Below are 23,294 nucleotides of genomic sequence, written 5' to 3'. Positions count from 1 at the left end.
CACACACACTGCGGACGACCGCAGTGCTCCCCCACTTTGCGGGACGGCCCGCAGGGTTTTGCCATGTTCGAAAAACTGTTGATCGCCAACCGTGGCGCCATCGCCTGCCGCATCCTGCGCACCTTGCGCGAGCTGCAGGTCAAGGGCATCGCCGTGTACGCCGAGGCCGATGCGGCGAGCCTGCATATCCAGCAAGCCGACGAGGCCTACAGCCTCGGTGAAGGCGCGGCGGCCAGTACGTATCTGGCGGTGGAAAAAATCCTCGCCACCGCCAAGGCCTGTGGGGCCAAGGCGATCCATCCCGGCTACGGCTTCCTGTCGGAGAACGCAGCGTTTGCCGAAGCCTGTGAAAACGCCGGCATCGCCTTTGTCGGGCCGACACCGCAACAACTTCGGGTCTTCGGCCTCAAGCACACCGCCCGCGCCTTGGCCAAGCAGCACAAGATCCCACTGCTGGAAGGCACCGAACTGCTCGACAGCCTCGCCTCTGCGTTGCTGGCCGCCGACGCCGTGGGCTATCCGGTGATGCTCAAAAGCACTGCTGGGGGCGGCGGTATCGGCATGCGCGTGTGCCGCAGCGCAGAGGAATTGAGTGAATCCTTCGAGGCGGTCAAACGCCTGGGGCAGAACAATTTCAGCGATGCCGGCGTGTTTATCGAGAAGTACATCGAGCACGCACGCCACCTGGAAGTGCAGGTGTTCGGCGACGGTGCCGGTGAAGTGATCGCCCTCGGCGTGCGCGACTGCTCGGTGCAACGGCGCAACCAGAAAGTCCTCGAAGAAACCCCGGCGCCGAACCTGCCCGACGGCATGGCCGAGGCCCTGTGCGCGGCCGCCATCACCCTGGCCAAGGCCGTGAATTACCGCAGCGCCGGCACCGTGGAATTTATCTATGACAGTGCGGACGGGCGCTTCTACTTCCTCGAAGTGAACACGCGCTTGCAGGTGGAACACGGCGTCACCGAGCAGGTATGGGGCGTGGACCTGGTGCGCTGGATGGTGCAACTGGCGGCCGGGGAAATGCCGCCGCTGAACACACTCGAGTTAACCCCCCAGGGCCACGCGATCCAGGCGCGCCTGTATGCCGAAGACCCGGGCCGGGATTTCCAGCCGAGCCCTGGCTTGCTGACCCGTGTGGATTTCCCGCGGGCCGAGGGTCTGCGGATCGACACCTGGGTGGAAGCCGGCTGCGAGATCCCGCCGTACTTCGATCCGATGATCGCCAAGCTCATCACGTGGGCGCCCACCCGCGAACAGGCGCGCCTGGCTCTGCATCGGGCGTTGAGCGACAGCCAGTTGTACGGCGTGGAAACCAACCGCGATTACCTGCGCCAAATCCTGCTGGCCCCGCCCTTCGCCAATGGCCGGCCGTGGACGCGATGCCTGGAAGACCTGGTCTACGTGGCCGACACGTTTGAAGTCGTCAGCGCGGGCACGCAAACCAGTGTGCAGGACTATCCCGGCCGCCTCGGCTACTGGGCCGTGGGTGTGCCGCCGTCAGGGCCGATGGACAGCCGCGCGCTGCGCCTGGGCAATCGCCTGCTGGGCAACGACGAGGGGGCTGCGGCGCTGGAAATCACCATGAGCGGGCCACTGCTGCGCTTCAATTGCGCGGCGGTGGTCGCAGTGACCGGTGCTGAAATCCCGTTGCGGTTGAATGATCGAGCCGTGCCAATGAACACCGCGTTGCTGATTGAGGCCGGGTCGATCCTGAGCCTGGGTACCCTCGCCGGCGCCGGGGCACGCAGCTACCTGTGCCTGCGTGGCGGGCTGCAAGTGCCGGACTACCTGGGCAGCAAAAGCACCTTCACCCTCGGCCAGTTTGGCGGGCATGGGGGTCGCGCCTTGCGGGCGGGCGATGTGTTGCATCTGTTGCCGTTGGAAGACCTGAACGCCGGGCAACAATTAGTCGCCGAACCGCTGCCGGAGGTCCGCACACTGCGGGTGATTTATGGCCCTCACGGCGCGCCGGAATACTTCCTGCCGGCGTACATCGACACCTTCTTCGCCACGCAGTGGGAAGTGCATTTCAACTCCAGCCGCACCGGTGTCCGGCTGATCGGGCCGAAGCCTCTTTGGGCACGCACGGATGGCGGTGAAGCAGGGCTGCATCCGTCGAATATCCATGACAACCCCTATGCCATCGGCGCGGTGGATTTCACCGGGGACATGCCGGTGATCCTGGGGCCGGATGGGCCAAGCCTGGGCGGGTTTGTGTGCCCGGTGACGGTGATCGAGGCGGATCTTTGGCAGCTCGGCCAGCTCAAGGCCGGTGACAAGATTCGCTTTGATCCCGTGGACCTCAAGACCGCCCGCGACCTTGCCCTGAACTGGGATCAAAGGGATGCCGAAACCCTGTGGGAGCAGAGCTTGCTCCCGATGGGCTCAACTCGGTCCGCCGCCAGCATCGAGCAATTGGCATCCCCCATCATCCTGGACATCGGCCAAGCCGACACCCGCCTGGTCGCGCGCCTCGCTGGCGACACCCACCTGCTGCTGGAAATCGGCGCGCCGGAGCTGGACCTGGTGCTGCGCTTTCGCGCCCATGCCCTGATGCAGGCCCTCGAAACCCGAGCATTGAAGGGCGTGATCGACCTGACGCCCGGCATCCGCTCGCTGCAGATCCACTATCAACCCGAGCAACTGCCCCTGGCCGACCTGCTGGCACTGATCACCCACGAGTGGACCGCCGTGTGCACCCGCCAAAACCTGCAAGTGCCTTCGCGCATCGTGCACCTGCCGCTGTCCTGGGACGACCCGGCGTGCCAGCTGGCCATCGAAAAATACATGATCACTGTGCGCAAGGACGCCCCGTGGTGCCCGAGCAACCTGGAGTTCATCCGGCGCATCAACGACCTGGCCAACCTCGATGAGGTGCGCCACACGGTGTTCGACGCCAGCTACCTGGTGATGGGCCTGGGCGACGTCTACCTCGGCGCGCCGGTGGCCACGCCGCTGGACCCGCGTCATCGTCTGGTGACCACCAAATACAACCCGGCCCGCACCTGGACCGCCGAGAATTCGGTGGGCATCGGCGGCGCGTATTTGTGCGTGTACGGCATGGAAGGGCCCGGCGGTTATCAGTTTGTCGGGCGCACCTTGCAGATGTGGAACCGCTATCGCGAAGTCGCGGCGTTTGATGGAAAACCCTGGCTGCTGCGCTTCTTCGATCAGATTCGGTTCTATCCCGTGAGCGCGGATGAACTGGTGCGGATTCGTCGGGATTTTCCCCTGGGACGCTTCGAGCTGGATATCGAGGAGAGCACCCTGAACCTGACGGATTACCAAGCATTTCTTGCGCGGGAAGCCTCGGGGATCAGTGCTTTTCGTGAACAACAGCAACAGGCGTTCAACGCCGAGCGTGAGCGCTGGATCGTCAGCGGCCAGGCACATTTCGACAGCGAAGAACTCGCGGCGCCAGCGGGGCAAGACACGCCGCTTACGGCCAATGAATACAGCATCGACAGCCATATCGCCGGCAATCTCTGGCAGGTACAGGTAAGCGTGGGCGCGCGGGTTGCGGCCGGTGATGTGCTGGTGATTCTGGAGTCGATGAAAATGGAGATCCCGGTGCTGGCGCCGTTTGCCGGGGTGGTGCGGGAAATCCCGGTGCGACCGGGCAGCGGGATTGGCGCAGGCCAGCGGGTCGTGGTGCTGGAACGGGACTGACCGGCGCTGTATCGTGCAGGGACTTCCGAGGCCCTGCCCCCACCGACCATGACCACGCCAACCCTTTGCCCCGCCTGCGGTGCCCGCAACGATTGCACCCTGGCCGACCCACGCACCGCCGACCAGCCGTGCTGGTGCTACAGCGTCACCATCGACCCGGCGGTGCTTGAAGCGCTGCCCGATGCATTGCGCAACACGGCCTGCCTGTGCCCGCGCTGTGCTCAGGTGGATGAGCAGCTTCGCAATGCGCGTTGACCGTTTCCTCAGCAACCTGCCGCGTTTCAATCGCCAGCAAGTGCGTGTGTTGCTGGTCGAGCGGCGGGTGACGGTGGATGGCGTGGCAGTCAGTGACCCTCATCATGAAGTGCGCGAATTCAGCCGCGTGTGTGTTGACGATGACGTGTTGCAGGCAGGCAAAGCGGCGCGCTATTTCATGCTGCACAAACCTCAGGGCTGCGTCAGCGCCACCTCGGACCCGCAACACCCGACTGTCCTGGACCTGCTGGATGAGCCGGACAAAGGCGAGCTGCATATCGCCGGTCGCCTGGATTTCAACACCACCGGCTTGATGCTGATCACCAACGACGGCCAGTGGTCGCGGCGCCTGACGCAACCGCAGACCAAGCTGCCCAAGGTCTATCGGGTGGAGACCGAGCAGGACATCGGCCCCGCATACGCGGCAACCTTTGCGGCGGGCCTGTATTTCGCGTTTGAAGACCTGACGACGCAACCGGCCGAGCTGGAGCTGTTGGGGCCACGCCTGGCACGATTGAGCATCATCGAAGGCCGCTATCACCAGGTAAAGCGCATGTTCGGACACTTCAACAACAAAGTGATCGGCCTGCACCGTGAGCGAATGGGCCCATTGGGATTGGATGCGGCTCTGGCGCCGGGCGAGTACCGGGCGCTGTCCGAGGAAGAAATCCGACAAGTCTGACGACCGTTCGGCCGGTGATGGCAAAAACCCATTTCTGCAACTTGCGACATCCCCGGTCTACTGCTTGAATCAAACCGTCAGCCAAATTATGACTGACGAGTCGCCTATAACCTCCAAGAAACACCTTGCCCCGCCCGCGCTTGATCTAAGGGCCTCCCAGGCAAACAGCCCGCCATAACAACACCCGTCGGCCAGCCGTCATCGGACCGACATGGGCCCTCATCTTCCAGGCGTATGCCTACCTGTCATAAAGCTCGTGCAGAGTGATCTGCGCGCCCTACCCGCTTGCCAGGAGTCTTACGACATGAGGCCAGAAATCGCTGTGTTGGATATACAGGGTCAGTATCGGGTTTACACGGAGTTCTATCGCGCGGATGCTGCTGAAAAGACCATCATCCTGGTCAACGGCTCGATGGCCACCACGGCCTCCTTCGCCCAAACCGTGAAAAGCCTGTACCCGCAATTCAATGTGGTTTTGTACGACCAGCCCTACGCCGGTCGCTCCAAAATCCATAACCGTCATGAGCAAATGCTGACGAAGGAAGTCGAAGGCCAGATCCTCCTGGAGCTTATCGACCACTTCGCGGCAGAGCACGTGCTGTCCTTCTCCTGGGGCGGCGCCGCCACCCTGGTGGCCCTCGCCCAGCGGCCACGCCGTGTGGAAAAGGCCGTGATCAGCTCATTCTCGCCGGTGATCAACGCACCGATGCGTGACTACCTCGAACGTGGCGTCGATTACCTCGGCAACCTCGACCGCGACCGCGTCGGCCACCTGATCAACAGCACCATCGGCAAACACCTGCCGTCGCTGTTCAAGCGATTCAACTACAAGCATGTGAGCAGCCTGGCCGAGCACGAATACGGGCAGATGCATTTTCACATCAGCCAGGTACTGCACAACGACCGCCTGTGCTACCTCAAGGCCGCGCGGCAGATCGACGTGCCGGTGCTGTTTTTGAACGGCGAATGGGACGAATACACCAGCGCCGAAGATGCCAGGCAGTTCGGGCAGTACGTGGCGAAGAGCAGCTTCAGCACCATCCAGGCGACGGGGCATTTCCTGGATATGGAGCACAAGGCGGCGTGCCGGGATAGCCGTGAGGCGGTGGTGGGCTTTTTGAAACCGGAACGGCAGGTCAGCCGATTGCGCTATCACCAGGGCCAGACACAGCATGCCTTTGCCATCTGAAATACCGTGCAGGAGCGAGGGGGACGCCTAGTTCTTGCTCGCGAAGATCGCCAACGATGACGTGCGCGCCCTGGTTGAACGCGGCGCTCTTGAATTCTTCGCGAGCAAGCTCGCTCCTACATCGGCTCCGTTCGTCGCCAGGGCAAGTGCCTGCAACTCGCACATTTTTCGAAGAAAAACTTCAAATCCCGGCGCACATCTGGTACAAAGTCAGCCGCTCTGAGCGGGTGTCGTATAATGGCATTACTCCAGCTTCCCAAGCTGATAACGAGGGTTCGATTCCCTTCACCCGCTCCACTCAGACATAGATTCCACGCCAGCAGGGTTTTGGCGGGGGATGCATAAAAAAACCGGTCCTTGGTGGCCGGTTTTTTTATGGGTGGGATTTGAGATTCGAAAAATAAAGCGCGCACAAACCTGTACAAATTAGTTTTCTTGTACAAGTATCATGCTTCGAGCGGCGGCACTTCGCCCCGTACCTTCGAAGAGCCAGGCCATGACACGTCTACTGTTTTCACTGTTGCTGGTATTGAGCTTGGCCAGTTGCAGCAACGTTGAGGTCGACCACTACGCCGACCAGCAACCGAAACTGGACCTGGAGCGCTTCTTCAGTAAACCCGTGAAAGCCTGGGGCATCTTCCAGAAGCGTTCGGGGGAAGTGGCCAAGCGCTTTGAGGTCGATATTGCCAGCCGGCGCGAGGGCAACGCGTTGATTCTGGACGAGCGTTTCTTGTACAGCGATGGCACGCGCCAGCAACGGGTGTGGACACTGACGCCGGACGGCCCAGGGCGCTGGCGCGGACGAGCCGGGGATGTGGTGGGCGAGGCGATCGGCGAAGTGGCGGGTAATGCGCTGCGTTGGCGCTACCGGCTCAATCTGCCGGTGGATGGCTCGGTGTACGAAGTCAGCTTTGACGATTGGATGTACCTGATGGACGAGGACACCTTGATCAACCGCTCGAGCATGTCCAAGTTCGGTGTCGAGTGGGGTCAGGTCACGCTGTTCTTTCGTCGCCAATGAGTCCGAGCGAGGGTCAATCATGAATATGCAAATGCTGGCCGAGCTGGCCGGGAAAGGCGAAATACGTGAGCTGGAGTTGCTGTCCCTGGAGGGCGGTTTCTATATCGCTCGCGTCAGGCTGGAGCACGTCGAGGCAACGTTACTGGACGATCACGGCAAGCCGCTGCGCATCGGGTCCACCACGCATTTACGCGACCTGTTGCAACGGGTTCCGCCGTTTCCTTGCGTACTGGTGCAACACTGCGTTCACGATGAAATGTGCGGCACGCGTGAAGGGCCTATCGGTGCGTTGCGCATTCCGTTTTCGCTGGCGGCGACACTGTAAATTCTGGCTCCCCTCCCCCGTGGTATGGGCGGCCTGGGAAGGCAAGCCGTTTACACCGTACGGATGGCCTACGCGACTCGGTCCACACGGTCCTGAACAGCCTCGACCAGCAGCAGGCCCAGTTCAATCATCTGCTGAATGGCCAGGGCCAGATAGCGCTGTTGAGAGGGCAGGCTTTCGACGAACTCGTGGGTCATGGCACCTGCACCGGCGATGGTTTCGTAGGCGTTGGCGAGCAGCGCTTGAGTGTCGATTTCGGGACGGACGCTGAACAGTTTTACGGATGGATTGCATGAGTCAGTACACATCTGTTGATCCTCGTTAGGGACCGCATACCAGAGCTACTAAACAATGGGTGGCGGCTGTACGCAGGTTAGTAGACCGGCGAATCAACGAAACCGGCGCGCCCGAAGACGCCCTGCGTGCAGCCACCATAAGAGCAGCTGTACGCCGTTGATCGTATCGGGCTACTAAACCCGACCGCTGATGGGCAGCGGCTGACGAACCTTAAAGAGGTCGTCCAAGGCGCACAACTCGGACGAGTCTGATCGTTGTGTAGGCAATGCCGCAAGGTTCAGACCCATGCTCGAAGCATGAAGAAATCGAAGCTTTTGGCAACAAATAGCCGCTGAAGAACGTTTGAATTCAACCTGCCACTCACATCATTGTCCATGGCCCCACCCCACCAGAAATGCATACACAGGTTTGATCATGACTCAGCCATTGACCGCTTTCGATCTTGTTGACCTGCTCGACAGCGAGGAAGCCACCCACGCTAACGGCAACGTCACACCCAACATCCCCGCCAACACCATCACCGCCACCGGCACGCCCAGCGCATCCCCCACGCCACCAAACACCACCGGCGCCAACGCGCCCCCCCCAATGGTGCCGGTGTAGAACAGCGCAAACGCCTGCTCGCGCTTGCCCGCGCCGGCAAGGTCGGGCACGGCGCCGTACAGCACCGAGGAGGTGCCATTCAGTACCAACCCCAACAGCGGCAGCATCACCATCAACCCACTCAAGGGCAGGTACACCGCCGCGACGATCAGCAGTGCGGTGCTGGTTTCCGTGATCCATATGGTCTTCATCATGCCGATGCGTGCGCCGAGGTAGCCGCAGAACAGTTTGCCGAAGGCACCGCCGATGAACAGCAGGGTCAGCGCAAGACCGATGCCGGCGGTACCGGTAGGCAACACCCGCCAGCGCAGTGCCTCCCACCAGTATCAGCGTGCGGCCCCAGCGTCTGGCGGCGCGGCTGGCCAGCAATTGGAACACGGCCATCATCCCGGAATAGGAGCCACGTAACAGGCCGATCTGGGCGTAGGACAAGGCGAACTGAGCCTGCCAGACAGGCAACAGAACGTAGATCACGTCGGTGAGCCCATCGTGCACGGCATGGGCGCTGCAACCGGCGAATAGGGCGCGACGGCGAGTTTTTAATTCGGGCGAAGGCACAGCGACGGTGTCGTTCATGGTGCAGAAATCAGCTCAGGTTTAAGGGGCTTCCAGCCGGTCAAGGCGATCAACAAGGTCAGCAGCTGGAAACCGATGATCAGCACCACGCAACCGGCCCAGCCCCAGCGTTCCCAGATCAGCGCCGGGACAATGGCGCCGCCACTGCCGCCCAGGTAATAACAGGTGAGATAAACACCGACAGCGCCCGTCTTGTTATTGCGCGCGGTGGCGTTGATAAACGCATTGGCGGCGGCTTGGGCGAGGAATACGCCGGTGGAACTGAGCGCCAGGCCGACTACGATGCACCACAGGGACGGCACCAAGGTCAACGCCGAACCGCTGACGCCCAGCACGGCGGCGACACTCAGCAGTTCGGCATGGGGGCGGGCTTTGCTGAGGCGCCCGGCGATGGGGATCACGATCAACGCCAACAGGAACACCATGTACAACGTCCCCAAGGCCGCAGGCCCAAGGTTGAACGGCGGCAGGCCCAAGTACAAACCTGCGTAGGTAAACGCCGCGACTTGCGAGAACAGCACGCAGAAACCTACGGCGTAAGCGGCCAACAGCGGCCGGCGAAATACACCTGACGAAGAGGCTTTAACCTGCACGGTCCGTGGGCGGTTGGCCGGTAACAGAAACTGGATAAAACCGCCGACCATCAAGCTCAGTACCGCGAGCAATTCAAAGGCTTCGCGCCAGCCCACATATTCGGTCATCACCCCGGTGACGAAGCGCCCGGCGAACCCGCCCAACACGGTGCCCGCGACGTAGAGACTCGTGACCTCAGTGACCGTGCCACCGCTCCAGCGGTCGCCGATGTAAGCCACGCTGGTGGCAAACACCACCGGGATCAACATGCCTTCGACACAGCGCCACACCAGCACTTCGGCAAAGCTGTCGGCATAAGCGGTCATCAATGCCGGCAGCGCCAGCAGTAACGCCGCCACGACGATCACGCTGCGTTGCTCGAAGCGCCTGGTCAGGCGACTGACGAACGGGGCAGTGATCGCCACCGCCAGGGTGGTGACGGTGATGCTCCAACCCGCATCCTTGGCACTGATATGAAAGTGCGCGGCAAACGTCTGGAGAATGCTTTGGGTCGCATAGAGGTTGAGAAACGCCGCGCAGCCACACAGGAACAGGGCAAGGCGGGCACAATGCAGGCGCGGTTTCATGAAACCTCTCGTTTTATTTTGAAAGGTCTTTATAGAATGGCCGGCGGGTCTTAAACCAATACCGAATTCCGACCGATTGATACCCAAGGATCAGGATGCTCGACCTACGCAAGCTGCGTTACTTTCTGACGGTCGCCGAAGAATTGCACTTCGGTCGCGCCGCCCTGCGCCTGCACCTCGCCCAACCGCCTTTGACCCGGCAGATTTCAGCGCTGGAGGCAGACTTGGGTTTCAAGCTGTTCGATCGCACCAGCCGCACCGTAACGCTCACCGCCCAGGGCCGCTCGTTCCTGCCCTACGCACGTGGCGTGTTGGAACAGGTGGAGTTGGCTCAGGTGATTGCCGGTAAGTTGGCAGCAGGGACAGCGGGTCAACTGGCCTTGGGCTACGTCAGCTCGATTGCCCTGTCGGACCTGTTCAGCCAGTCGATCCAGGCTTTCGCCCAGCGCTTTCCCGATGTGCAACTGACCCTGGTGGAATGCGCCTCCGGCAGCCTCGGAGCACAGGTCGCCGACGGGCGGCTGGATATCGGCTTGAGCCGGCTGTTGCCGCAAAACGACAAGGTGCACGCGCTGTCATTGGGCGAGGAACGCCTTGTGGCCGCAGTGTCGAGTGACAGCCCCCTGGCTGACCAGGCCGGTATCAGCCTGGCGCAGCTCGGTGCCTATCCTTTGATTCTGTTTCCAGCGGATTACGGCTCGGGGCTGAACCAGTCCATCGAGCAGCTTTACCGCCACCATGGCGTGCCATTGCATGCCGGACCGACCGGACGGCAGATCACCTCGATCATTGCGCTGGTGGCCGCCGGGCAAGGAGTGGCCCTGGTGCCAGCCTGTACGCAGAGTTTGATGAACAAGGGCGTAACTTATCGGCCTTTGGTGGAGGCGGATGCGTGTGCGCGGTTGTTGGTGTTGACCCGTAGAGAGGAACCGAATTTGTCAGTGCAAGCCTTTATAGCGCTCATTGATGAGGTTGCGCGCGCTCGATAACGCTCAGTCTTCAACTACCGGTTCATGCGGAAAGTTCGCTCAACACTAGTTCCCCCCAGGGTTATTGCCATAATTGGACCCAAAGAACACGCATCCACACCCGTACTGCGCCAAGTACTCGGCTGGGTGTTGGTGTTGCCACTGCTGGTCGCACTGGTGCGGCTTCCGTATCCCTGGGGCCTGGGGCTGGCACTCGGATCGATCGTCGCGTCCGTCTACGGCGTAGGGTTTGCCAGGCGCCATGCCAGCCGAGGCGTGACCGTATTCGCTGCAATCGTCACGCTGTTCAATCTGATTTCCCTGGTCGCAATCGGGGAGGCCTCAGTGATCATGGGGCTCTACCGGATTTCCTGGTTCTACTGGTATCCGTACTATTCCAACTGGGTTTATTGGAATTTCCAGTAGGTCCAGTGAGAATTCAAGCGCAAGAAACGTAGTTTCCAGTCCGGCGGATGGCATTACCGTAGGCCTGTAGCGTTTAACAACTGCCCTTCGAGGAGCCCGCTCATGCCCTACGAATACAAGCTCATGTCCTCCCCCGTCGGTGAACTCACCCTGGTGGCACGCGATGGCAAGCTCAGCGCCATCCTGTGGGAAGTGGAACGCGCCAACCGAGTGCGCCTGGGCGAGTTGCACGAAGCCAACGAGAGCCCGGTGCTGTTGGAAACCGAGCGCCAGTTGAAGGAGTATTTCGCCGGTAGTCGCCATACATTCGATTTGGAGCTGGATTTCGCCGGTACCGATTTTCAGAAGCAGGTCTGGCAGGCGCTGCTGACCATTCCTTTTGGCGAAACCCGCAGCTACAGCCAGATCGCCCAGCAGATCGGCAACCCGAAAGCCGTCCGTGCCGTGGGCGCTGCCAATGGGCGCAACCCTATCTCGATCATTGCACCGTGCCATCGGGTTATCGGCGCTTCGGGCACCTTGACCGGATTTGCCGGAGGGCTTGAAGCCAAGCAGTATCTGTTGACGCTTGAAGACCGCAGCCAGGTAAAAATGAGCGTCTGATCAGGCGACTGCAACCGGCCCCCGAATAAAAGACTGGTAGTCGAACAAACCTTCGAACCCCAACTTTCGATACACCGAGATTCCGTCCATGGTTGCCTCAAGAAAACATCGCCGGGCACCCAGGCTCGACGCGTGACGCAAGGCCGCTTGAATCAATCGCGTGGCGTAACCTCTGGTGCGAAAACCCACGAGCGTGCCGACATCGTTAAGCCGAGCCTCTCCATTACACAGGGATAAAGTCAACGAACACCTCACCTGCCCCTCGGTGGACAGGATGAAGTGGTGAAGCGATTGCCCCGTTTCCAGAGCACGCTGGTGCCGGGCCTGATAACGCGCAATGCCCTCGGGCGGCATCGAAAATGCGTTGCCAAGGGGAACGGCCCAATCGGCCAGGTTCCGAGTCAAGCTGATCTGCACAGAGCTGTCATCTGTAGATGAAACAAGGCTCGACAGATCGAGGACCATCGCAGTCGTCTTTTCGGCAGGCTGAAAGCCCATCCCCATGAGCGCCTCAGCGATCAGCCCGACCTTTTCCTCATGAATCACTACGCGCGTATCCAGAAAAATACGGCGAAGCAGGTCCATCGGCACCGCCATTGCGCCCCCCATCGGCGCGCTGCCGACTCGGATAAACAACAGGTTCCACGGGTCGAAATAGTCGTCGGTAAAGTAAGCGTTGATACAGGCGTTGTAGCGGCGATGCAGCGAGCAGGTTGCGGCGAAATAATGATCTTCGGTCTGGTGATAAAGCGCAGGCAGGTCGCAGGCGGTGTCAGCGTGCATGGGATTTTCCGTATAAAACCCCAGTCTTGCGCCCGTCGTTGCAAAACGCCGTAGGCCCACTCCCAAGAACCCTGCAGAAAAACGCACAGCGTTGTTCACATCCCAAGTTGTAAAAAGAAATTTCAGGGCATGCCTGCGGTCAGTATTTTCATCACTCACCTTAAGGAAAACGGTCATGAAATTCTCCGCAGTCTCACAATCCTTGTCCCGTTGGGCAGGCAGTGCCCGGACGTTCTATGCGGCGGTCGCGTTGATTTTCCTGTGGAGCTTGAGCGGGCCGTACTTCCACTACAACGACACCTGGCAGTTGATCATCAACACCTCGACCACCATCATCACCTTCCTCATGGTGTTCCTGATCCAGAACACGCAAAACCGCGATAACGACATCCTGCACATCAAGATTGACGAACTGCTGCGGGTCTCCAAGGATGCGCAGAACGCCGTGCTGAGCCTGGATGGCCTGGACCGCAAGGAACTGGAAAAACTGCGCCAGGAATACCGCAGCATTGGCAACACCGGCACCGTGAGCCTGAACAGTAGTTGCGGCCACGCGGCCGACGATGCGGCCCCGAACAAAACCGACCTGAACCAGGCGTAAAAAAACGGCGGTTGGATAGGATCCAACCGCCGTTTTTCATATCAAGTGAAGGTCTCAACCGTCGCCTTGATGGCCCTTACCGTAGGTCGACGCCAGGGCCCGGGCCTTTTGCAGACGCTCTTCCAGTTTAGGCAGCGTCTCATCCACCAGTGCTTTGATTTCCGGCACATCCGAGGCCGAACCTTCGCGCTTGAACAGGGCAATGGCATCTTCGTTTTCCTTCACTTGCTGCGCGGTGTAGGCCGCGTCGAAGGAATCGCCGTCCTTGAGTTCGGGCATCAGGGTTTCGGCCTTGTCGATGATCTTCTCCCGTGGAGCCACGGGCAGGTCGAGCTTCTTGGCGATCGCCGCCAAGTGCTGGTTGGCCAGGGTGCGCTCGTTGATCACCTCGATGGTGTAGTCCTTGATTTCCTGGGACGAGGTTTTGGCGTGGGCCATGCGACTGGTTTCGATATCGGCCATGCCTTTGGCCGAAGCCTGCTCGATGAATTCAGCAGGCGACTGGGCGAAAGCATTGCTGGCGCCGAGGCCCAGCAGCATCGCGAAACTGGCGGTGCGTAACCGGATAGCCATGCGGCTCATGATGGGTTCCTCCAGGGCAAAAATAGGTGCGGGGAAAGACACCTCGCCCTGAATTCGAATTTTCCGGGCGGCAAAGGTTTAGAAAAAACTTGCCCGTGCGACGAACGGTCGTGGCCCGTCAGGCCGGTTTGCTGCCGAACAGGCCTGGCAACGCATGGGCCAGGGCATTGATGGCAAAGCCGATAAACATCACGCCGCAGAGCTTGGTGATAAGGATTTCATGGCGCTGATACACCGTGCGCACCCGCTGGGCACCGACCACGCCGATCAGGATCGCGTAGGCCAACAGGCCACCGACGAAGCTCAGGAAGATCAACGCCGGCAGCATCGACCAGGTCAGCAATTCGGCACGGCTGGACAGCAATGCAGTAAATGTCGCCACGGCCACCGGATACGCCTTGGGGTTGGTCAAGCCGAACACAATGCCGTGCCAGAACGGGTGCCGCGCCGCCCCCTGGGGGGCATCACTGCTGCGACGCTGGGTGCGAATCGCGCGCCAGCCGAGCCAGAACAGGTACAGGCCACTGAGCACGCCGAGCACATCGAACGCGCTGCTGCCGACTTCCCGCGCGCCCACAATCGCGACCAACGCCGTACTGCACCACAGCACATCGCCGAGCAAGTGCCCGCACAGAAACCCCGCCCCGGCACGACGGCCTCGGGCAGCGCCGATACCAAACACCGCCAATACCCCGGGGCCAGGCGTAATACCGTAGATAAAACCCGAAGCGAGGACGGCGAGCAGCAAGGAGGGGGTCATGGGCGCGACTCTGACAAAGCGTGGGAAGGTGGACGGATTCTGCACGTTCCTGCGCTATGGGTAAAACCTCATTCCCGCATAGGGGCTGTCGCGGCAAGCCAACAGACGCGAAGCCAGGTCGCCCACATGGGCTTCGAGCTTATGGCCGTCGGGATCGAGGAAATAGAACGAAGCGCCTTCGCTGCGATTGTCGCGCCACTCTTGCACCTCGGCGGCGCGCAGACGCGAGACCAGCGCAGCGAAATCACTCGCTCCGACAGTGAACCCATAGTGGGTGTAATCGGCCGCCGGCTGCGAGTCGCGCAGCGGATCAAGCGACAGGCATAGCCATAGGCCCGGCAATGACAAATAGGCGCCGGTGTCCCACGTGGCGTCGAGCTTGAGTTGCAACAACTCATGGTAAAAGCCGACGCTGCGACTCAAGTCGGTGACGGCCAGGGTCAAGTGGTTGAAGCCTGAGAACATATTTTTTTCCTGTTATCTGCAGCCCTCGGACAACATACCCTGCACCTGCCCAATCAACCACTGCAACCCCGAATCCCCGCCCCGTCGCGCATGCCATGCCAGCTCAAAGGTAAACGACGGGATATGAAACGGCGGCGCCACGGCGACCAGATGCGGGTGATCAATATTCAGCAAGCCTCGCGACGATACGGTGAGAATCAAGTCCGTGCCCTCAATCAACTGCGGCGCCACCCCCCAGTGCGGCAGGCTGATCGCCACATGCCGTCGTTCACGAATCGCTGTCAGCGCCCGTTCGATTTCCGGCGCGCCGCTGCCGCGCATTTCCAGCAGTACGTGGGGACGCGACAGATACGTGGGCAGGTCGAGCACACCGTTGTGCGACAGGCTGTTGCGGTCTAGCAGGCAGGTGTAATGCTCTTCGAACAACGGCGCAGTGCGCAGCTCGGCGGGCATGTCGGGGAAGACACCGGCTGCCAGGTCGAGATCACCATTGAGCACACCGTCGACCATGCCTTCGCGGCTGGCCTGGATGATTTGCAGGTCGATACCGGGCGCCTCACGCCGCAGGACTCGGACCAGACCCGGCAGGAAAATCGCCGCACTGTAGTCCGACATCGCCACGCGAAACCGGCGCTTGGCCGATGCCTGGTCAAAGCGATTCGGCGCCAGCAGCGCCTGCACGTGGGCCAGGGTTTCAGCCAATGGCGCCGCCAACTCCAGGGCACGGGCCGTGGGCACTAATGTGCCGCCCTGACGCACCAGCAGCGGGTCACTCAACATATCGCGCAAGCGCGCAAGTGCATGGCTGACCGCAGGCTGGCTGAGGTGCAAACGTTCGGCGGCGCGGGTGACGTGTTGCTCGCTGAGCAAGGCGTCGAGGATCACCAGCAGGTTGAGATCAATGCGGCGCAGATCATTCATCAGCTGCATGCTCGTCATAATAATATGGAATTTAAATTTGCGTGACGAATAGCTTAGAGTCCAGAAAAACCTCTGGGAGATTCGATATGACAACGTTGCATTGGGCAGGTTTCTTGCTCCTGGCGGTGATCGCAGGAGCGGTGGTGCCGTTTCAAAGTGCGATCAACGCCAACCTCGGTCGCGGTCTTGGGCACCCGCTGTGGGCCACCCTGGCGTCGCTGCTGGTGAGCATTACCGTGCTGCTGCCGGTGATCGTGGCGCTGCGCTTGCCGCTGCCCAGCCTCACGTTCATCACCAAGGCGCCCCTGTGGATGTGGGCCGGTGGTGCGTTTGGTGTGTGCTTTATCGCGTTGGCGTTGATGCTGCTGCCCAAGCTGGGCGCTTCGGGGTTTATCGCCCTGGCCATGGCCGGGCAGATTCTTGCGTCGCTGCTACTGGATCACTTCGGCCTGTTTGGCTTGGCGGAGCGCCCCCTGACAACGGCCCGAATCCTTGGCGCGTTGTTGTTGATGGGCGGCGTGGCGTTGATTCAGCTCAGCGCCACACCGGCCCGTGCGCTGACAACCGCAGGCTGATCAAGCCTTGTCGAGGGTGCGCAGCTTTTGCGGCAGGCCCCACAGCAGCAGCGCCGCCGCCAACAACGCACACACGCCTATCACATAGAGCGCCGGGGTGGTGCTGCCGGTGAGGTCCTTGATCCGTCCCACCATCACCGGGCTGACAATGCCACCGATCTGCCCGAGGGTGTTGATCACCGCAATCCCGCCCGCCGCGCCTGCGCCGGCACCGGCCAGCAACTTGGGTGGCAGGGTCCAGAAGGTCGGGATCGAAGCGATGATGCCGGCGCCCAACATCCCCAGGGCAATGATCAGGAAGGTGGTGTGGTCGGCAAAGATCCCGGCACTGAAGAAGCCCACCGCGCCCAGCACGACCAGCCCGCAGACAAACTTTCGGCGCTCGCCGGTCGCGTCCGACAGCCGCCCGATTACCACCATGCTGATCGCGCCGCACACATAGGGAATAGCCGTGAGCAGGCCGATCATCACCGGGCTTTGGGTGCCGGCGCTGCGGATCAGTTGCGGCGCCCAGAAGTTGAGGCCGTAAGACGCCACCTGGATCAGGAAGTAGATAAACCCGAGCATCAAAAAGCCGGGAATGCGGATCGCCGACAGCAACGAGCCGCCATGTGTGTTCGGCTCATGCTGGGCAATACGGCTCGACAGCAGGGTTTTCTCCGCCGGCGTCAGCCAGTGCGCATCTTCGATACGGTCCTTGAGCAGCGTCAGCACCAGGAAGCCCAAGCCGATGCAGGGCAAGCCGCCGAGCAGGAACAGCCAGTGCCAGCCGCGCATCTGCAGCACGCCGTCGAGGTGTTCCAGCACCAGGCCGGAGAACGGTGCGCCGACCAAACCTGCAAAGGCAGACGCCAGGAACAGCATCGAGGTAATGCGCCCGCGGAAGTGCTGCGGGAACCACAACGTCAAGTAATACAGCACACCGGGCGCGAAGCCCGCCTCCATCGCGCCGATGATGAAACGCAGGCCATAGAACTGCCATTCGGCCGTGACAAACACCATGGCCGCCGTGGCCAGGCCCCACGACATCATGATCCGCGCGATCCAACGCCGCGCGCCGACCTTGTAGAGCATCATGTTGCTTGGCACTTCAAAGATCACATACCCCACCACGAACAACCCGGCGCCCAGGCCATAGGCGGTGTCGCTCAGGCTGAGGTCGGCTTGCAGCTGGAACTTGGCAAAGCTGATGTTGATGCGGTCAAAAAACGCGAACAGGTAACACACCATGATCAGCGGCATCAGGCGCCAGGCGACCTTGCTGACCAGGGCTTTTTCGGCATCGATTTCAGCGGCCGGGCGCGCGCCGACCTCTAACGTATTAGTGCTCATGCTTTCTCTCCAGCGGACTGCTCACAGGCGTCCGATTGTTTTTGTTGTCTGGTATGGCGTTACAAGGCGGCGACGTAGTCCGGCGGCGGATGCAGCTCGCAATTGCGCCCGGCCTTGGCTACCTGGCCGGGCAATTCATGGCCCAGCAAGGCCGGCAGCCGGCGGGACAGGTTCAGCAGGTGCGGCAGGTCGATACCGGTGGGAATGCCGACCTCTTCACACAGGTTGACCAGATCTTCGGTGCAGATATTGCCCGACGCCCCCGGCGCAAACGGGCACCCACCCAGGCCCCCCAGCGCTGCATCAAAGCGTCGGGCTCCAGCTTCGTAGGCGGCCAGCACGTTGCACAGGCCCAGGCCGCGGGTGTTATGAAAATGCAGGGTCAGGTCGCTGGCAGGCACGCGTTGCAGCACGCGCTTGACCAGGCGTTCCACCTGGCGCGGGTTGGCCATGCCGGTGGTGTCGGCGAGGCTGATGCCCTGGATGCCCAGGTGCAGATACGCGTCGACCAGTTGCAGCACGCGGTCTTCATCGATCTTGCCTTCGAACGGGCAGCCAAAGGTGGTGGCGATGCTGCCATTGAGGCGTACCGGATGCCCGGCGGCAAAGCTGACGATATCGCCGAATGCCGCCAACGACGCCTCGCACCGCATGCGCATATTCGCCAGGTTGTGGGTCTGGCTGGCCGACATCACCAGGTTCAGTTCGTCGGCGCGCGACTCGACGGCACGCTGGGCGCCCTTAAGGTTAGGGATCAGCGCAACGTAGATCACACCGGCTTTACGCTCGATGCCCTGGAACACGTGTTCGCCATCGCGCAATGCAGGGATGGCCTTGGGCGACACGAAAGAACCGGCTTCGATCCGCGAAAAACCGGCCAGGGAAAGCTGGTCGATCAGGGCGATCTTGTCAGCGGTTTCGACCCAGGTCGGTTCGATTTGCAGGCCATCGCGCGGGGATACTTCCTGCACGATCAGCGAGTCGGAATAGTCAGTGATCATTGCACCACTCCCGAGGTTTTCAGGCGTTGGATGTCGGCAACGGTAAGGCCCAGGCTGCCGAGGATGTCATCGGTGTGCTGGCCCAGGCTCGGGCCCTGCCAGTTTACGGCGCCGGGGGTTTCCGAGAGCTTGGGCACGATGCCGGGCATCTTCACCGACACACCGCCAGGCAGCTCGGCATTGAGCAACATGTCGCGCGCCTGGTAGTGCGGGTCGCTGACGATATCGGCCACGGAGTAGATGCGCCCGGCCGGCACTTCGGCGGCTTCGAGGGCGCTGAGCACCTGCTCGATAGGCAGGCTGCTGGTCCAGTGGGTGATGGCGGCATCGAGCAAACCGCTTTTCGCCGCACGGCCATCGTTGTGGGCGAATTCGGCGGCTTCGGCCAGGTCGGCGCGGCCGATGGTGGTCATCAAACGCTTGTAGATTGGGTCGCTGTTGCCGGCGATCACCACATAGGCACCGTCGGCAGTCAGGTAGGTATTCGAGGGGGCGATGCCGGGCAAGGCGCCGCCGCTGCGCTCACGCACGTGGCCGAGCATGTCGTATTCGGGCACCAGGCTTTCCATCAGGTTGAACACGCTTTCCGCCAGGGACACATCGACAATCTGCCCGTCACCCTGGCCGGTCTTGACCCGCAGCAACGACATCAGCGCGCCGATCACACCATGCAACGACGCGAGGGAGTCGCCGAGGCTCACGCCGACCCGCGCCGGGGGCGAATCGGGGTTGCCGGTGGTGTAGCGAATCCCGCCCATGGCTTCGCCGATGGCACCGAAACCAGGGCGGTCGCGGTAAGGGCCGGTCTGGCCGTAGCCGGAGATACGCACCAGGGTCAGTTTGGGGTTGAGCGTGTGCAGTACGTCCCAGCCCAGGCCGAGTTTTTCCAGGCCACCGGGGCGCAGGTTTTCGATCAGCACATCGGCATCGCCGAGCAGTTGCTTGATCAGGCTCAGGCCTTCAGCGGACTTGAGGTCCAGGGCCAGGGATTTCTTGTTGCGTGATTGCAGGTACCACCACAGCGAGGTGCCTTCATGCAGCTTTCGCCATTTACGAAGCGGATCGCCCTGCCCCAAGGCTTCGATCTTGATCACCTCGGCGCCGAACTCGGCCATCAGCCTCGCGGCGAACGGCGCGGCAATCAGCGTGCCGATCTCGATCACCTTGATACCGCTCAAGGGAGCCGTCATGGGGTGTACCTCTTATTCTTGGAATGTGAGCCCAAGGCTAGAGGACAGGGGCAGGAAAAATCCAACCGTCAGTTGGCAAGGAGCGTTCGCTAAATGCGAACGCTCAGATGATCGAACAACAGCCGACTCACTGGCGACAACTGCGCCTCATCGCGCACCACCAGGATCAAACTGCGGTCCGACCAGGCATCGGTCAGCGGCACGGCATGCAGGCCCAGGGCACGGCCAAACAATTCATAGGCCTTCAACGGCAGGATGCCGATGCCCATGTTCGCCTGGACCATCCGGCACATCGCATCAAAGCCCGGCACATGAATACGCAGGCGCAGCATCTTGCCGGCCTCGCGCGCGGCAGCGTGGCTGCGCATGTTGATCGAGCTGGCGGCGTGCAGGCCAACGTAGTCACTGTCCAGGGTCTCGGCGAAGGCCAGGCTTTCGCGCGGCGCCAACGGGTGATCCGCCGGCATCAACACCACCAGTTTGTCGTGGCGATAGGTCACCCTGGGCAGGCCTTTGGTGTCGGTATCACTGGAGCAGATCCCCAGGTCCGCCACCCCATCCAGCACGCCTTGCACCACGCCGTTGCTGGGGCGCTCTTCAAGGTCGGTTTTCACTTCGGGATGCAGCTCGGAAAAATCCCGCAAGTCTTCTGGAAGAAACTGAATAATCGCCGAAAGATTGGCCAGCATCCGCACGTAACCGCGCACGCCGTGGCTGTGCTCGCCGAGCTCCAGGCCCATTTTTTCCACGTTGAACAGCATCTGCCTGGCATGGTGCAGCAGGGTTTCGCCAGCGGCGGTGAGGTCCATGCCCTTGGCGCGCCGTACGAACAGGCTCACACCCAGCACCTGCTCCAGTTCCATCAAGCGCTTGCTGGCTGCAGACACGGCGATGGCTTCGCGGGCGGCGGCACGGGTCAGGGTGCCCTCTTCGAACACCGCGACGAACAGTTGCAGGGTGATCAGATCGAGGCGACGCACCAGGCTCTTGTGCAACATCAGGCGCGCTCGGACGCCAGGCGATTGATCTCGGCCTGTTCCACCAGCGGTTGCGGCGCGCCATAGCGCACCGCCGCGAGCATCGCCCGGCCGACGGTCTCGGTGCTCACCACCCAGCCCGGCTTGACCCGACGCGCCAACGACAGCACTGGCCCGAGCACGGAATAGAAGGCTTGATACAACGGCGTCTTCGAGCGCACACCGTGCAGCGGCTGGATGATCCCCGGCCGGAACAGATACACCGCCTTGAATGGCAGGCGCAGCAAGGCATTCTCGGTCTTGCCCTTGACCCGCGCCCACATCGACTTGCCCGCCTCGGAGCTGTCGGTACCGGCGCCGGACACGTAGATGAACGTCATCTGCGGATTAAGCCGCGCCAGGGTGCTGGCGGCCACGAGGGTCAGGTCATAAGTGAGATGGGTGTACCGGGTTTCATTCATGCCCGCCGAAGAGACACCGAGGCAGAAGAAACACGCATCAAACCCTTGCAGCAGGTTTTCCAGGGGGTGGAAATCCAGCATGTCGTTGTGCAGCACCTGATGCAGCTTGCCGTGTTCCTGGGTCAGGGGCGTGCGGCCGACGGCGACGACTTCCTGTACGTCAGCGGCCAGCAGGCACTCGCGCAGGACGCCCTGGCCGACCATGCCGGTGGCACCGAATAACAGAACTCTCATCAAGTACTCCCTTCATCCATCTAGTTTCGACTACCCAAGAGACAGGTCCTTGAAGGCCATCGTCACATCCGGCCTGTATGCGGACACCTTACTCAATCCTGCGGGATACGACCTCAACAAAACGCGAACGCCCCCACTGCATTTATTTACCCAATCACAATCAAATGTTCCCTGAATCCGCTACGTTGGGTCATGCACATAAGAATCGGTCGGATGTCCATTGGGACTTACAAAATGTAGGACCTTACTCACAACAAAATATCCATTCGGAGTAGCTTGCATGGGAAATATCTGACTTACCTTATCAAAATTTTCCCTTTACTGTTTTTGCCTTCCCTAAGGACAGGTAAAAACAATGAAAAATACTCAATCAAAAAATCAATTCACAAATTACAAAAAACTAATTGATCTTGCCGACAGAGACTGGCACTCAGCACAGTCAGGCCGAATCTGCGAACTTAATGTAAAAGTCCAAAACAACAACCAACTTATTGATCAGCATGGACGAAAACTCCATCACTTCTGCACGACGTCATATCTTGGCCTCGACTATCACCCAAACATACTAAAAGGGGCTATCCAGGGAATAAAAGAAGCCAAAACACTTCGCATTGCAAACTCAAAAAATCGATGCAAACTTGAAATACTCGAACGCTATGAAACAGAGCTGTCAGGCCTTTTCAACTCAATCTGCCTCAGCACTTTGTCCTGTAGTGCGGCCAGTTCCGGACTCTTGCCCATGCTCGCCAGCGGCGTCTTTACCAATGACTCCCCACCCACTATGGTATTCGACAAACATTCCCACTATTCAATGAATCATATTAAAGCCTCCTGCGCAGATGAAACAGAAGTAAAAACCGCGCCTCACAATGACATGTGCTGGATTGAAGACTTGTGCAAAAAACGTAAAAATGTCGCTTACATAGCAGACGGCATATACAGCATGGGTGGAGTCGCAGATATTGATAGCCTGCTCTACTTGAAGGCGCGTTATGGACTGTTCCTTTATTTGGATGACTCCCACGCCCTATCAGCATTTGGAGATAAAGGGGGCGGTTTTATCCGGCCGCGCTTGCAAGAGATAGACAATAAAACCTTAATCGTGGCCTCTCTAGGCAAATCATTTGGTGCCAGTGGAGGACTGATCATGTTCGGTAGCGAAAGACAGAAAAGTCTAATGTACCGATACGGCGGCCCCAGTAACTGGTCCCAAAGTCTCAACTCTGCCGCCATAGGAGCCGGGCTGGCGTCAATAAAAATACATCAAACAACCGAGCTATCCGTGCGTCAAGAACAGCTTCAAACCAACATCCGGTTATTCGACAGCCTTATCCACACTGAACAACAGGGTGCCCACACCGCAATACGATTGGTAACCTGCGGCGAGGCTGAAAAAGCGAACACACTCGCTATACGACTGGCTGACAGCGGATTTTTCACTTCTGCCGTATTTTTTCCTGTGGTGCCCAAGGGAAAAGCAGCATTACGTATAACTCTTCGGGCAGACATGAGCCCTAAGACAGTAGAGTTGTTTTGCTCAACACTGACAGCCTTAATAGAGGATCACAAAGACGCAAACTAAATTTCGCACCTACTATAACCAACCTCCACATAAGCACTCTTATTTCTCAGTGAGCA

At 60.4% G+C, this 23,294-nt stretch carries 24 protein-coding genes, 1 tRNA gene and 1 pseudogene; 13 read left to right on the top strand and 13 right to left on the bottom strand.

Annotated elements, in window-relative coordinates:
- The first annotated feature begins 63 nt into the window (after positions 1–63).
- From uca to FBY10_RS04170, 7 genes are all read left to right on the top strand, one after another.
- A complete protein-coding gene (uca, locus tag FBY10_RS04205; RefSeq protein ID WP_145334914.1) occupies positions 64–3,669 on the top strand; it encodes an urea carboxylase in 3,606 nt (1,201 codons plus the stop codon).
- Positions 3,670–3,717: 48 nt separating this feature from the next.
- Positions 3,718–3,924: a cysteine-rich CWC family protein gene (locus FBY10_RS04200; protein ID WP_065938870.1), complete on the top strand. Its 207-nt coding sequence runs from the start codon at positions 3,718–3,720 to the stop codon at positions 3,922–3,924.
- Positions 3,914–4,606 carry a 16S rRNA pseudouridine(516) synthase gene (locus FBY10_RS04195; protein ID WP_131697134.1) on the top strand — a complete coding sequence of 231 codons (693 nt, stop codon included), beginning with the start codon at positions 3,914–3,916 and terminating at the stop codon, positions 4,604–4,606. The genes FBY10_RS04200 and FBY10_RS04195 overlap by 11 nt, the downstream gene beginning before the upstream one ends.
- Positions 4,607–4,910: 304 nt before the next feature.
- Positions 4,911–5,795: an alpha/beta fold hydrolase gene (locus FBY10_RS04190; RefSeq protein WP_145334916.1), complete on the top strand. Its 885-nt coding sequence runs from the start codon at positions 4,911–4,913 to the stop codon at positions 5,793–5,795.
- A 223-nt stretch (positions 5,796–6,018) separates the two neighbouring features.
- Positions 6,019–6,092: transfer RNA gene (locus tag FBY10_RS04180), tRNA-Gly, on the top strand.
- A 199-nt stretch (positions 6,093–6,291) separates the two neighbouring features.
- Positions 6,292–6,816, top strand: a complete 525-nt coding sequence (locus tag FBY10_RS04175) for a DUF3833 domain-containing protein (protein WP_131697137.1) — start codon at positions 6,292–6,294, stop codon at positions 6,814–6,816.
- 19 nt (positions 6,817–6,835) lie between these two features.
- On the top strand, positions 6,836–7,141 hold the full coding sequence (locus tag FBY10_RS04170) for a DUF6482 family protein (RefSeq protein WP_131697138.1): 306 nt from the start codon (positions 6,836–6,838) through the stop codon (positions 7,139–7,141).
- Positions 7,142–7,209: 68 nt separating this feature from the next.
- Here the strand turns inward: FBY10_RS04170 and FBY10_RS04165 are convergent, their stop codons facing one another.
- The 3 genes and pseudogenes from FBY10_RS04165 to FBY10_RS04155 all read right to left on the bottom strand — a co-directional run bounded on the left by FBY10_RS04165 (position 7,210) and on the right by FBY10_RS04155 (position 9,777).
- Positions 7,210–7,449: a DUF6124 family protein gene (locus FBY10_RS04165; protein ID WP_145334920.1), complete on the bottom strand. Its 240-nt coding sequence runs from the start codon at positions 7,447–7,449 to the stop codon at positions 7,210–7,212.
- Positions 7,450–7,857: 408 nt separating this feature from the next.
- Positions 7,858–8,617 (bottom strand): annotated as a pseudogene (locus FBY10_RS04160) (MFS transporter).
- Positions 8,614–9,777: an MFS transporter gene (locus FBY10_RS04155; RefSeq protein WP_145334922.1), complete on the bottom strand. Its 1,164-nt coding sequence runs from the start codon at positions 9,775–9,777 to the stop codon at positions 8,614–8,616. Before FBY10_RS04155 ends, FBY10_RS04160 begins: the two are co-directional and overlap by 4 nt.
- 95 nt (positions 9,778–9,872) lie before the next feature.
- Between FBY10_RS04155 and FBY10_RS04150 the strand changes: the two genes are divergently transcribed.
- From FBY10_RS04150 to FBY10_RS04140, 3 genes are all read left to right on the top strand, one after another.
- Positions 9,873–10,766 carry a LysR family transcriptional regulator gene (locus FBY10_RS04150; RefSeq protein WP_131697141.1) on the top strand — a complete coding sequence of 298 codons (894 nt, stop codon included), beginning with the start codon at positions 9,873–9,875 and terminating at the stop codon, positions 10,764–10,766.
- A gap of 135 nt (positions 10,767–10,901) precedes the next feature.
- Complete coding sequence (locus FBY10_RS04145; protein WP_306100208.1) at positions 10,902–11,171, top strand: hypothetical protein; 270 nt, start codon at positions 10,902–10,904, stop codon at positions 11,169–11,171.
- A gap of 102 nt (positions 11,172–11,273) precedes the next feature.
- Positions 11,274–11,774, top strand: coding sequence for a methylated-DNA--[protein]-cysteine S-methyltransferase (locus tag FBY10_RS04140; protein WP_145334924.1), 501 nt, complete (start codon positions 11,274–11,276; stop codon positions 11,772–11,774).
- Here FBY10_RS04140 and FBY10_RS04135 read toward each other — a convergent pair whose 3' ends face one another.
- Entirely contained in the window at positions 11,775–12,734 is a 960-nt protein-coding gene (locus tag FBY10_RS04135; RefSeq protein WP_306100205.1) for a GNAT family N-acetyltransferase, read from the bottom strand.
- Between FBY10_RS04135 and FBY10_RS04130 the strand changes: the two genes are divergently transcribed.
- A complete protein-coding gene (locus FBY10_RS04130) occupies positions 12,733–13,158 on the top strand; it encodes a low affinity iron permease family protein (protein ID WP_027604355.1) in 426 nt (141 codons plus the stop codon). The genes FBY10_RS04135 and FBY10_RS04130 overlap by 2 nt on opposite strands.
- A 54-nt stretch (positions 13,159–13,212) precedes the next feature.
- On the opposite strand, the gene FBY10_RS04125 is transcribed toward FBY10_RS04130, so the two are convergent.
- From FBY10_RS04125 to FBY10_RS04110, 4 genes are all read right to left on the bottom strand, one after another.
- Positions 13,213–13,740 carry a DUF4142 domain-containing protein gene (locus tag FBY10_RS04125; protein WP_145334926.1) on the bottom strand — a complete coding sequence of 176 codons (528 nt, stop codon included), beginning with the start codon at positions 13,738–13,740 and terminating at the stop codon, positions 13,213–13,215.
- A gap of 118 nt (positions 13,741–13,858) precedes the next feature.
- Positions 13,859–14,500, bottom strand: a complete 642-nt coding sequence (locus FBY10_RS04120; RefSeq protein ID WP_131697145.1) for a LysE family translocator — start codon at positions 14,498–14,500, stop codon at positions 13,859–13,861.
- A gap of 54 nt (positions 14,501–14,554) precedes the next feature.
- Positions 14,555–14,965, bottom strand: a complete 411-nt coding sequence (fos, locus tag FBY10_RS04115; RefSeq protein ID WP_145334928.1) for a fosfomycin resistance glutathione transferase — start codon at positions 14,963–14,965, stop codon at positions 14,555–14,557.
- A gap of 12 nt (positions 14,966–14,977) precedes the next feature.
- On the bottom strand, positions 14,978–15,904 hold the full coding sequence (locus FBY10_RS04110; RefSeq protein WP_145334929.1) for a LysR family transcriptional regulator: 927 nt from the start codon (positions 15,902–15,904) through the stop codon (positions 14,978–14,980).
- 68 nt (positions 15,905–15,972) lie between these two features.
- Between FBY10_RS04110 and FBY10_RS04105 the strand changes: the two genes are divergently transcribed.
- Complete coding sequence (locus FBY10_RS04105) at positions 15,973–16,461, top strand: DMT family transporter (RefSeq protein WP_145334931.1); 489 nt, start codon at positions 15,973–15,975, stop codon at positions 16,459–16,461.
- Here FBY10_RS04105 and FBY10_RS04100 read toward each other — a convergent pair whose 3' ends face one another.
- The 5 genes from FBY10_RS04100 to FBY10_RS04080 all read right to left on the bottom strand — a co-directional run bounded on the left by FBY10_RS04100 (position 16,462) and on the right by FBY10_RS04080 (position 21,656).
- Entirely contained in the window at positions 16,462–17,793 is a 1,332-nt protein-coding gene (locus tag FBY10_RS04100) for an MFS transporter (RefSeq protein WP_145334933.1), read from the bottom strand.
- A 59-nt stretch (positions 17,794–17,852) separates the two neighbouring features.
- The gene (locus FBY10_RS04095) at positions 17,853–18,794 is read right to left on the bottom strand and encodes a hydroxymethylglutaryl-CoA lyase (RefSeq protein WP_145334935.1); all 942 of its coding nucleotides are present in this window, start codon (positions 18,792–18,794) and stop codon (positions 17,853–17,855) included.
- Complete coding sequence (locus tag FBY10_RS04090) at positions 18,791–19,984, bottom strand: CaiB/BaiF CoA-transferase family protein (protein WP_145334937.1); 1,194 nt, start codon at positions 19,982–19,984, stop codon at positions 18,791–18,793. The genes FBY10_RS04095 and FBY10_RS04090 overlap by 4 nt, the downstream gene beginning before the upstream one ends.
- An 89-nt stretch (positions 19,985–20,073) precedes the next feature.
- Positions 20,074–20,982: a LysR family transcriptional regulator gene (locus tag FBY10_RS04085; protein ID WP_145334939.1), complete on the bottom strand. Its 909-nt coding sequence runs from the start codon at positions 20,980–20,982 to the stop codon at positions 20,074–20,076.
- The gene (locus tag FBY10_RS04080) at positions 20,982–21,656 is read right to left on the bottom strand and encodes an NAD(P)H-binding protein (RefSeq protein WP_145334941.1); all 675 of its coding nucleotides are present in this window, start codon (positions 21,654–21,656) and stop codon (positions 20,982–20,984) included. Before FBY10_RS04080 ends, FBY10_RS04085 begins: the two co-directional genes overlap by 1 nt.
- Before the next feature lie 355 nt (positions 21,657–22,011).
- Here FBY10_RS04080 and FBY10_RS04075 point away from each other — a divergent pair, with 355 nt between their 5' ends.
- Positions 22,012–23,238 (top strand): aminotransferase class I/II-fold pyridoxal phosphate-dependent enzyme, encoded by a 1,227-nt coding sequence (locus tag FBY10_RS04075; RefSeq protein WP_145334943.1) that lies wholly within the window; start codon positions 22,012–22,014, stop codon positions 23,236–23,238.
- The last annotated feature ends 56 nt before the right edge of the window (positions 23,239–23,294 follow it).

Source organism: Pseudomonas sp. SJZ103 (genome assembly GCF_007828335.1).
Classification (GTDB): domain Bacteria; phylum Pseudomonadota; class Gammaproteobacteria; order Pseudomonadales; family Pseudomonadaceae; genus Aquipseudomonas.
This window is presented reverse-complemented; position numbering and strand designations above follow the sequence as displayed.

What these genes read in the sequence shown, in the direction of transcription:
- FBY10_RS04125 (WP_145334926.1), bottom strand. Translation starts at nt 13,740, where the DNA reads ATGAGCCGCATGGCTATCCGGTTACGCACCGCCAGTTTCGCGATGCTG.
- FBY10_RS04200 (WP_065938870.1), top strand. Translation starts at nt 3,718, where the DNA reads ATGACCACGCCAACCCTTTGCCCCGCCTGCGGTGCCCGCAACGATTGC.
- FBY10_RS04135 (WP_306100205.1), bottom strand. Translation starts at nt 12,734, where the DNA reads ATGACCGTTTTCCTTAAGGTGAGTGATGAAAATACTGACCGCAGGCAT.
- FBY10_RS04105 (WP_145334931.1), top strand. Translation starts at nt 15,973, where the DNA reads ATGACAACGTTGCATTGGGCAGGTTTCTTGCTCCTGGCGGTGATCGCA.
- FBY10_RS04175 (WP_131697137.1), top strand. Translation starts at nt 6,292, where the DNA reads ATGACACGTCTACTGTTTTCACTGTTGCTGGTATTGAGCTTGGCCAGT.
- FBY10_RS04080 (WP_145334941.1), bottom strand. Translation starts at nt 21,656, where the DNA reads ATGAGAGTTCTGTTATTCGGTGCCACCGGCATGGTCGGCCAGGGCGTC.
- FBY10_RS04170 (WP_131697138.1), top strand. Translation starts at nt 6,836, where the DNA reads ATGAATATGCAAATGCTGGCCGAGCTGGCCGGGAAAGGCGAAATACGT.
- FBY10_RS04110 (WP_145334929.1), bottom strand. Translation starts at nt 15,904, where the DNA reads ATGACGAGCATGCAGCTGATGAATGATCTGCGCCGCATTGATCTCAAC.
- FBY10_RS04085 (WP_145334939.1), bottom strand. Translation starts at nt 20,982, where the DNA reads ATGTTGCACAAGAGCCTGGTGCGTCGCCTCGATCTGATCACCCTGCAA.
- fos (WP_145334928.1), bottom strand. Translation starts at nt 14,965, where the DNA reads ATGTTCTCAGGCTTCAACCACTTGACCCTGGCCGTCACCGACTTGAGT.
- FBY10_RS04190 (WP_145334916.1), top strand. Translation starts at nt 4,911, where the DNA reads ATGAGGCCAGAAATCGCTGTGTTGGATATACAGGGTCAGTATCGGGTT.
- uca (WP_145334914.1), top strand. Translation starts at nt 64, where the DNA reads ATGTTCGAAAAACTGTTGATCGCCAACCGTGGCGCCATCGCCTGCCGC.
- FBY10_RS04140 (WP_145334924.1), top strand. Translation starts at nt 11,274, where the DNA reads ATGCCCTACGAATACAAGCTCATGTCCTCCCCCGTCGGTGAACTCACC.
- FBY10_RS04130 (WP_027604355.1), top strand. Translation starts at nt 12,733, where the DNA reads ATGAAATTCTCCGCAGTCTCACAATCCTTGTCCCGTTGGGCAGGCAGT.
- FBY10_RS04165 (WP_145334920.1), bottom strand. Translation starts at nt 7,449, where the DNA reads ATGTGTACTGACTCATGCAATCCATCCGTAAAACTGTTCAGCGTCCGT.
- FBY10_RS04095 (WP_145334935.1), bottom strand. Translation starts at nt 18,794, where the DNA reads ATGATCACTGACTATTCCGACTCGCTGATCGTGCAGGAAGTATCCCCG.
- FBY10_RS04150 (WP_131697141.1), top strand. Translation starts at nt 9,873, where the DNA reads ATGCTCGACCTACGCAAGCTGCGTTACTTTCTGACGGTCGCCGAAGAA.
- FBY10_RS04155 (WP_145334922.1), bottom strand. Translation starts at nt 9,777, where the DNA reads ATGAAACCGCGCCTGCATTGTGCCCGCCTTGCCCTGTTCCTGTGTGGC.
- FBY10_RS04120 (WP_131697145.1), bottom strand. Translation starts at nt 14,500, where the DNA reads ATGACCCCCTCCTTGCTGCTCGCCGTCCTCGCTTCGGGTTTTATCTAC.
- FBY10_RS04090 (WP_145334937.1), bottom strand. Translation starts at nt 19,984, where the DNA reads ATGACGGCTCCCTTGAGCGGTATCAAGGTGATCGAGATCGGCACGCTG.
- FBY10_RS04195 (WP_131697134.1), top strand. Translation starts at nt 3,914, where the DNA reads ATGCGCGTTGACCGTTTCCTCAGCAACCTGCCGCGTTTCAATCGCCAG.
- FBY10_RS04100 (WP_145334933.1), bottom strand. Translation starts at nt 17,793, where the DNA reads ATGAGCACTAATACGTTAGAGGTCGGCGCGCGCCCGGCCGCTGAAATC.
- FBY10_RS04075 (WP_145334943.1), top strand. Translation starts at nt 22,012, where the DNA reads ATGAAAAATACTCAATCAAAAAATCAATTCACAAATTACAAAAAACTA.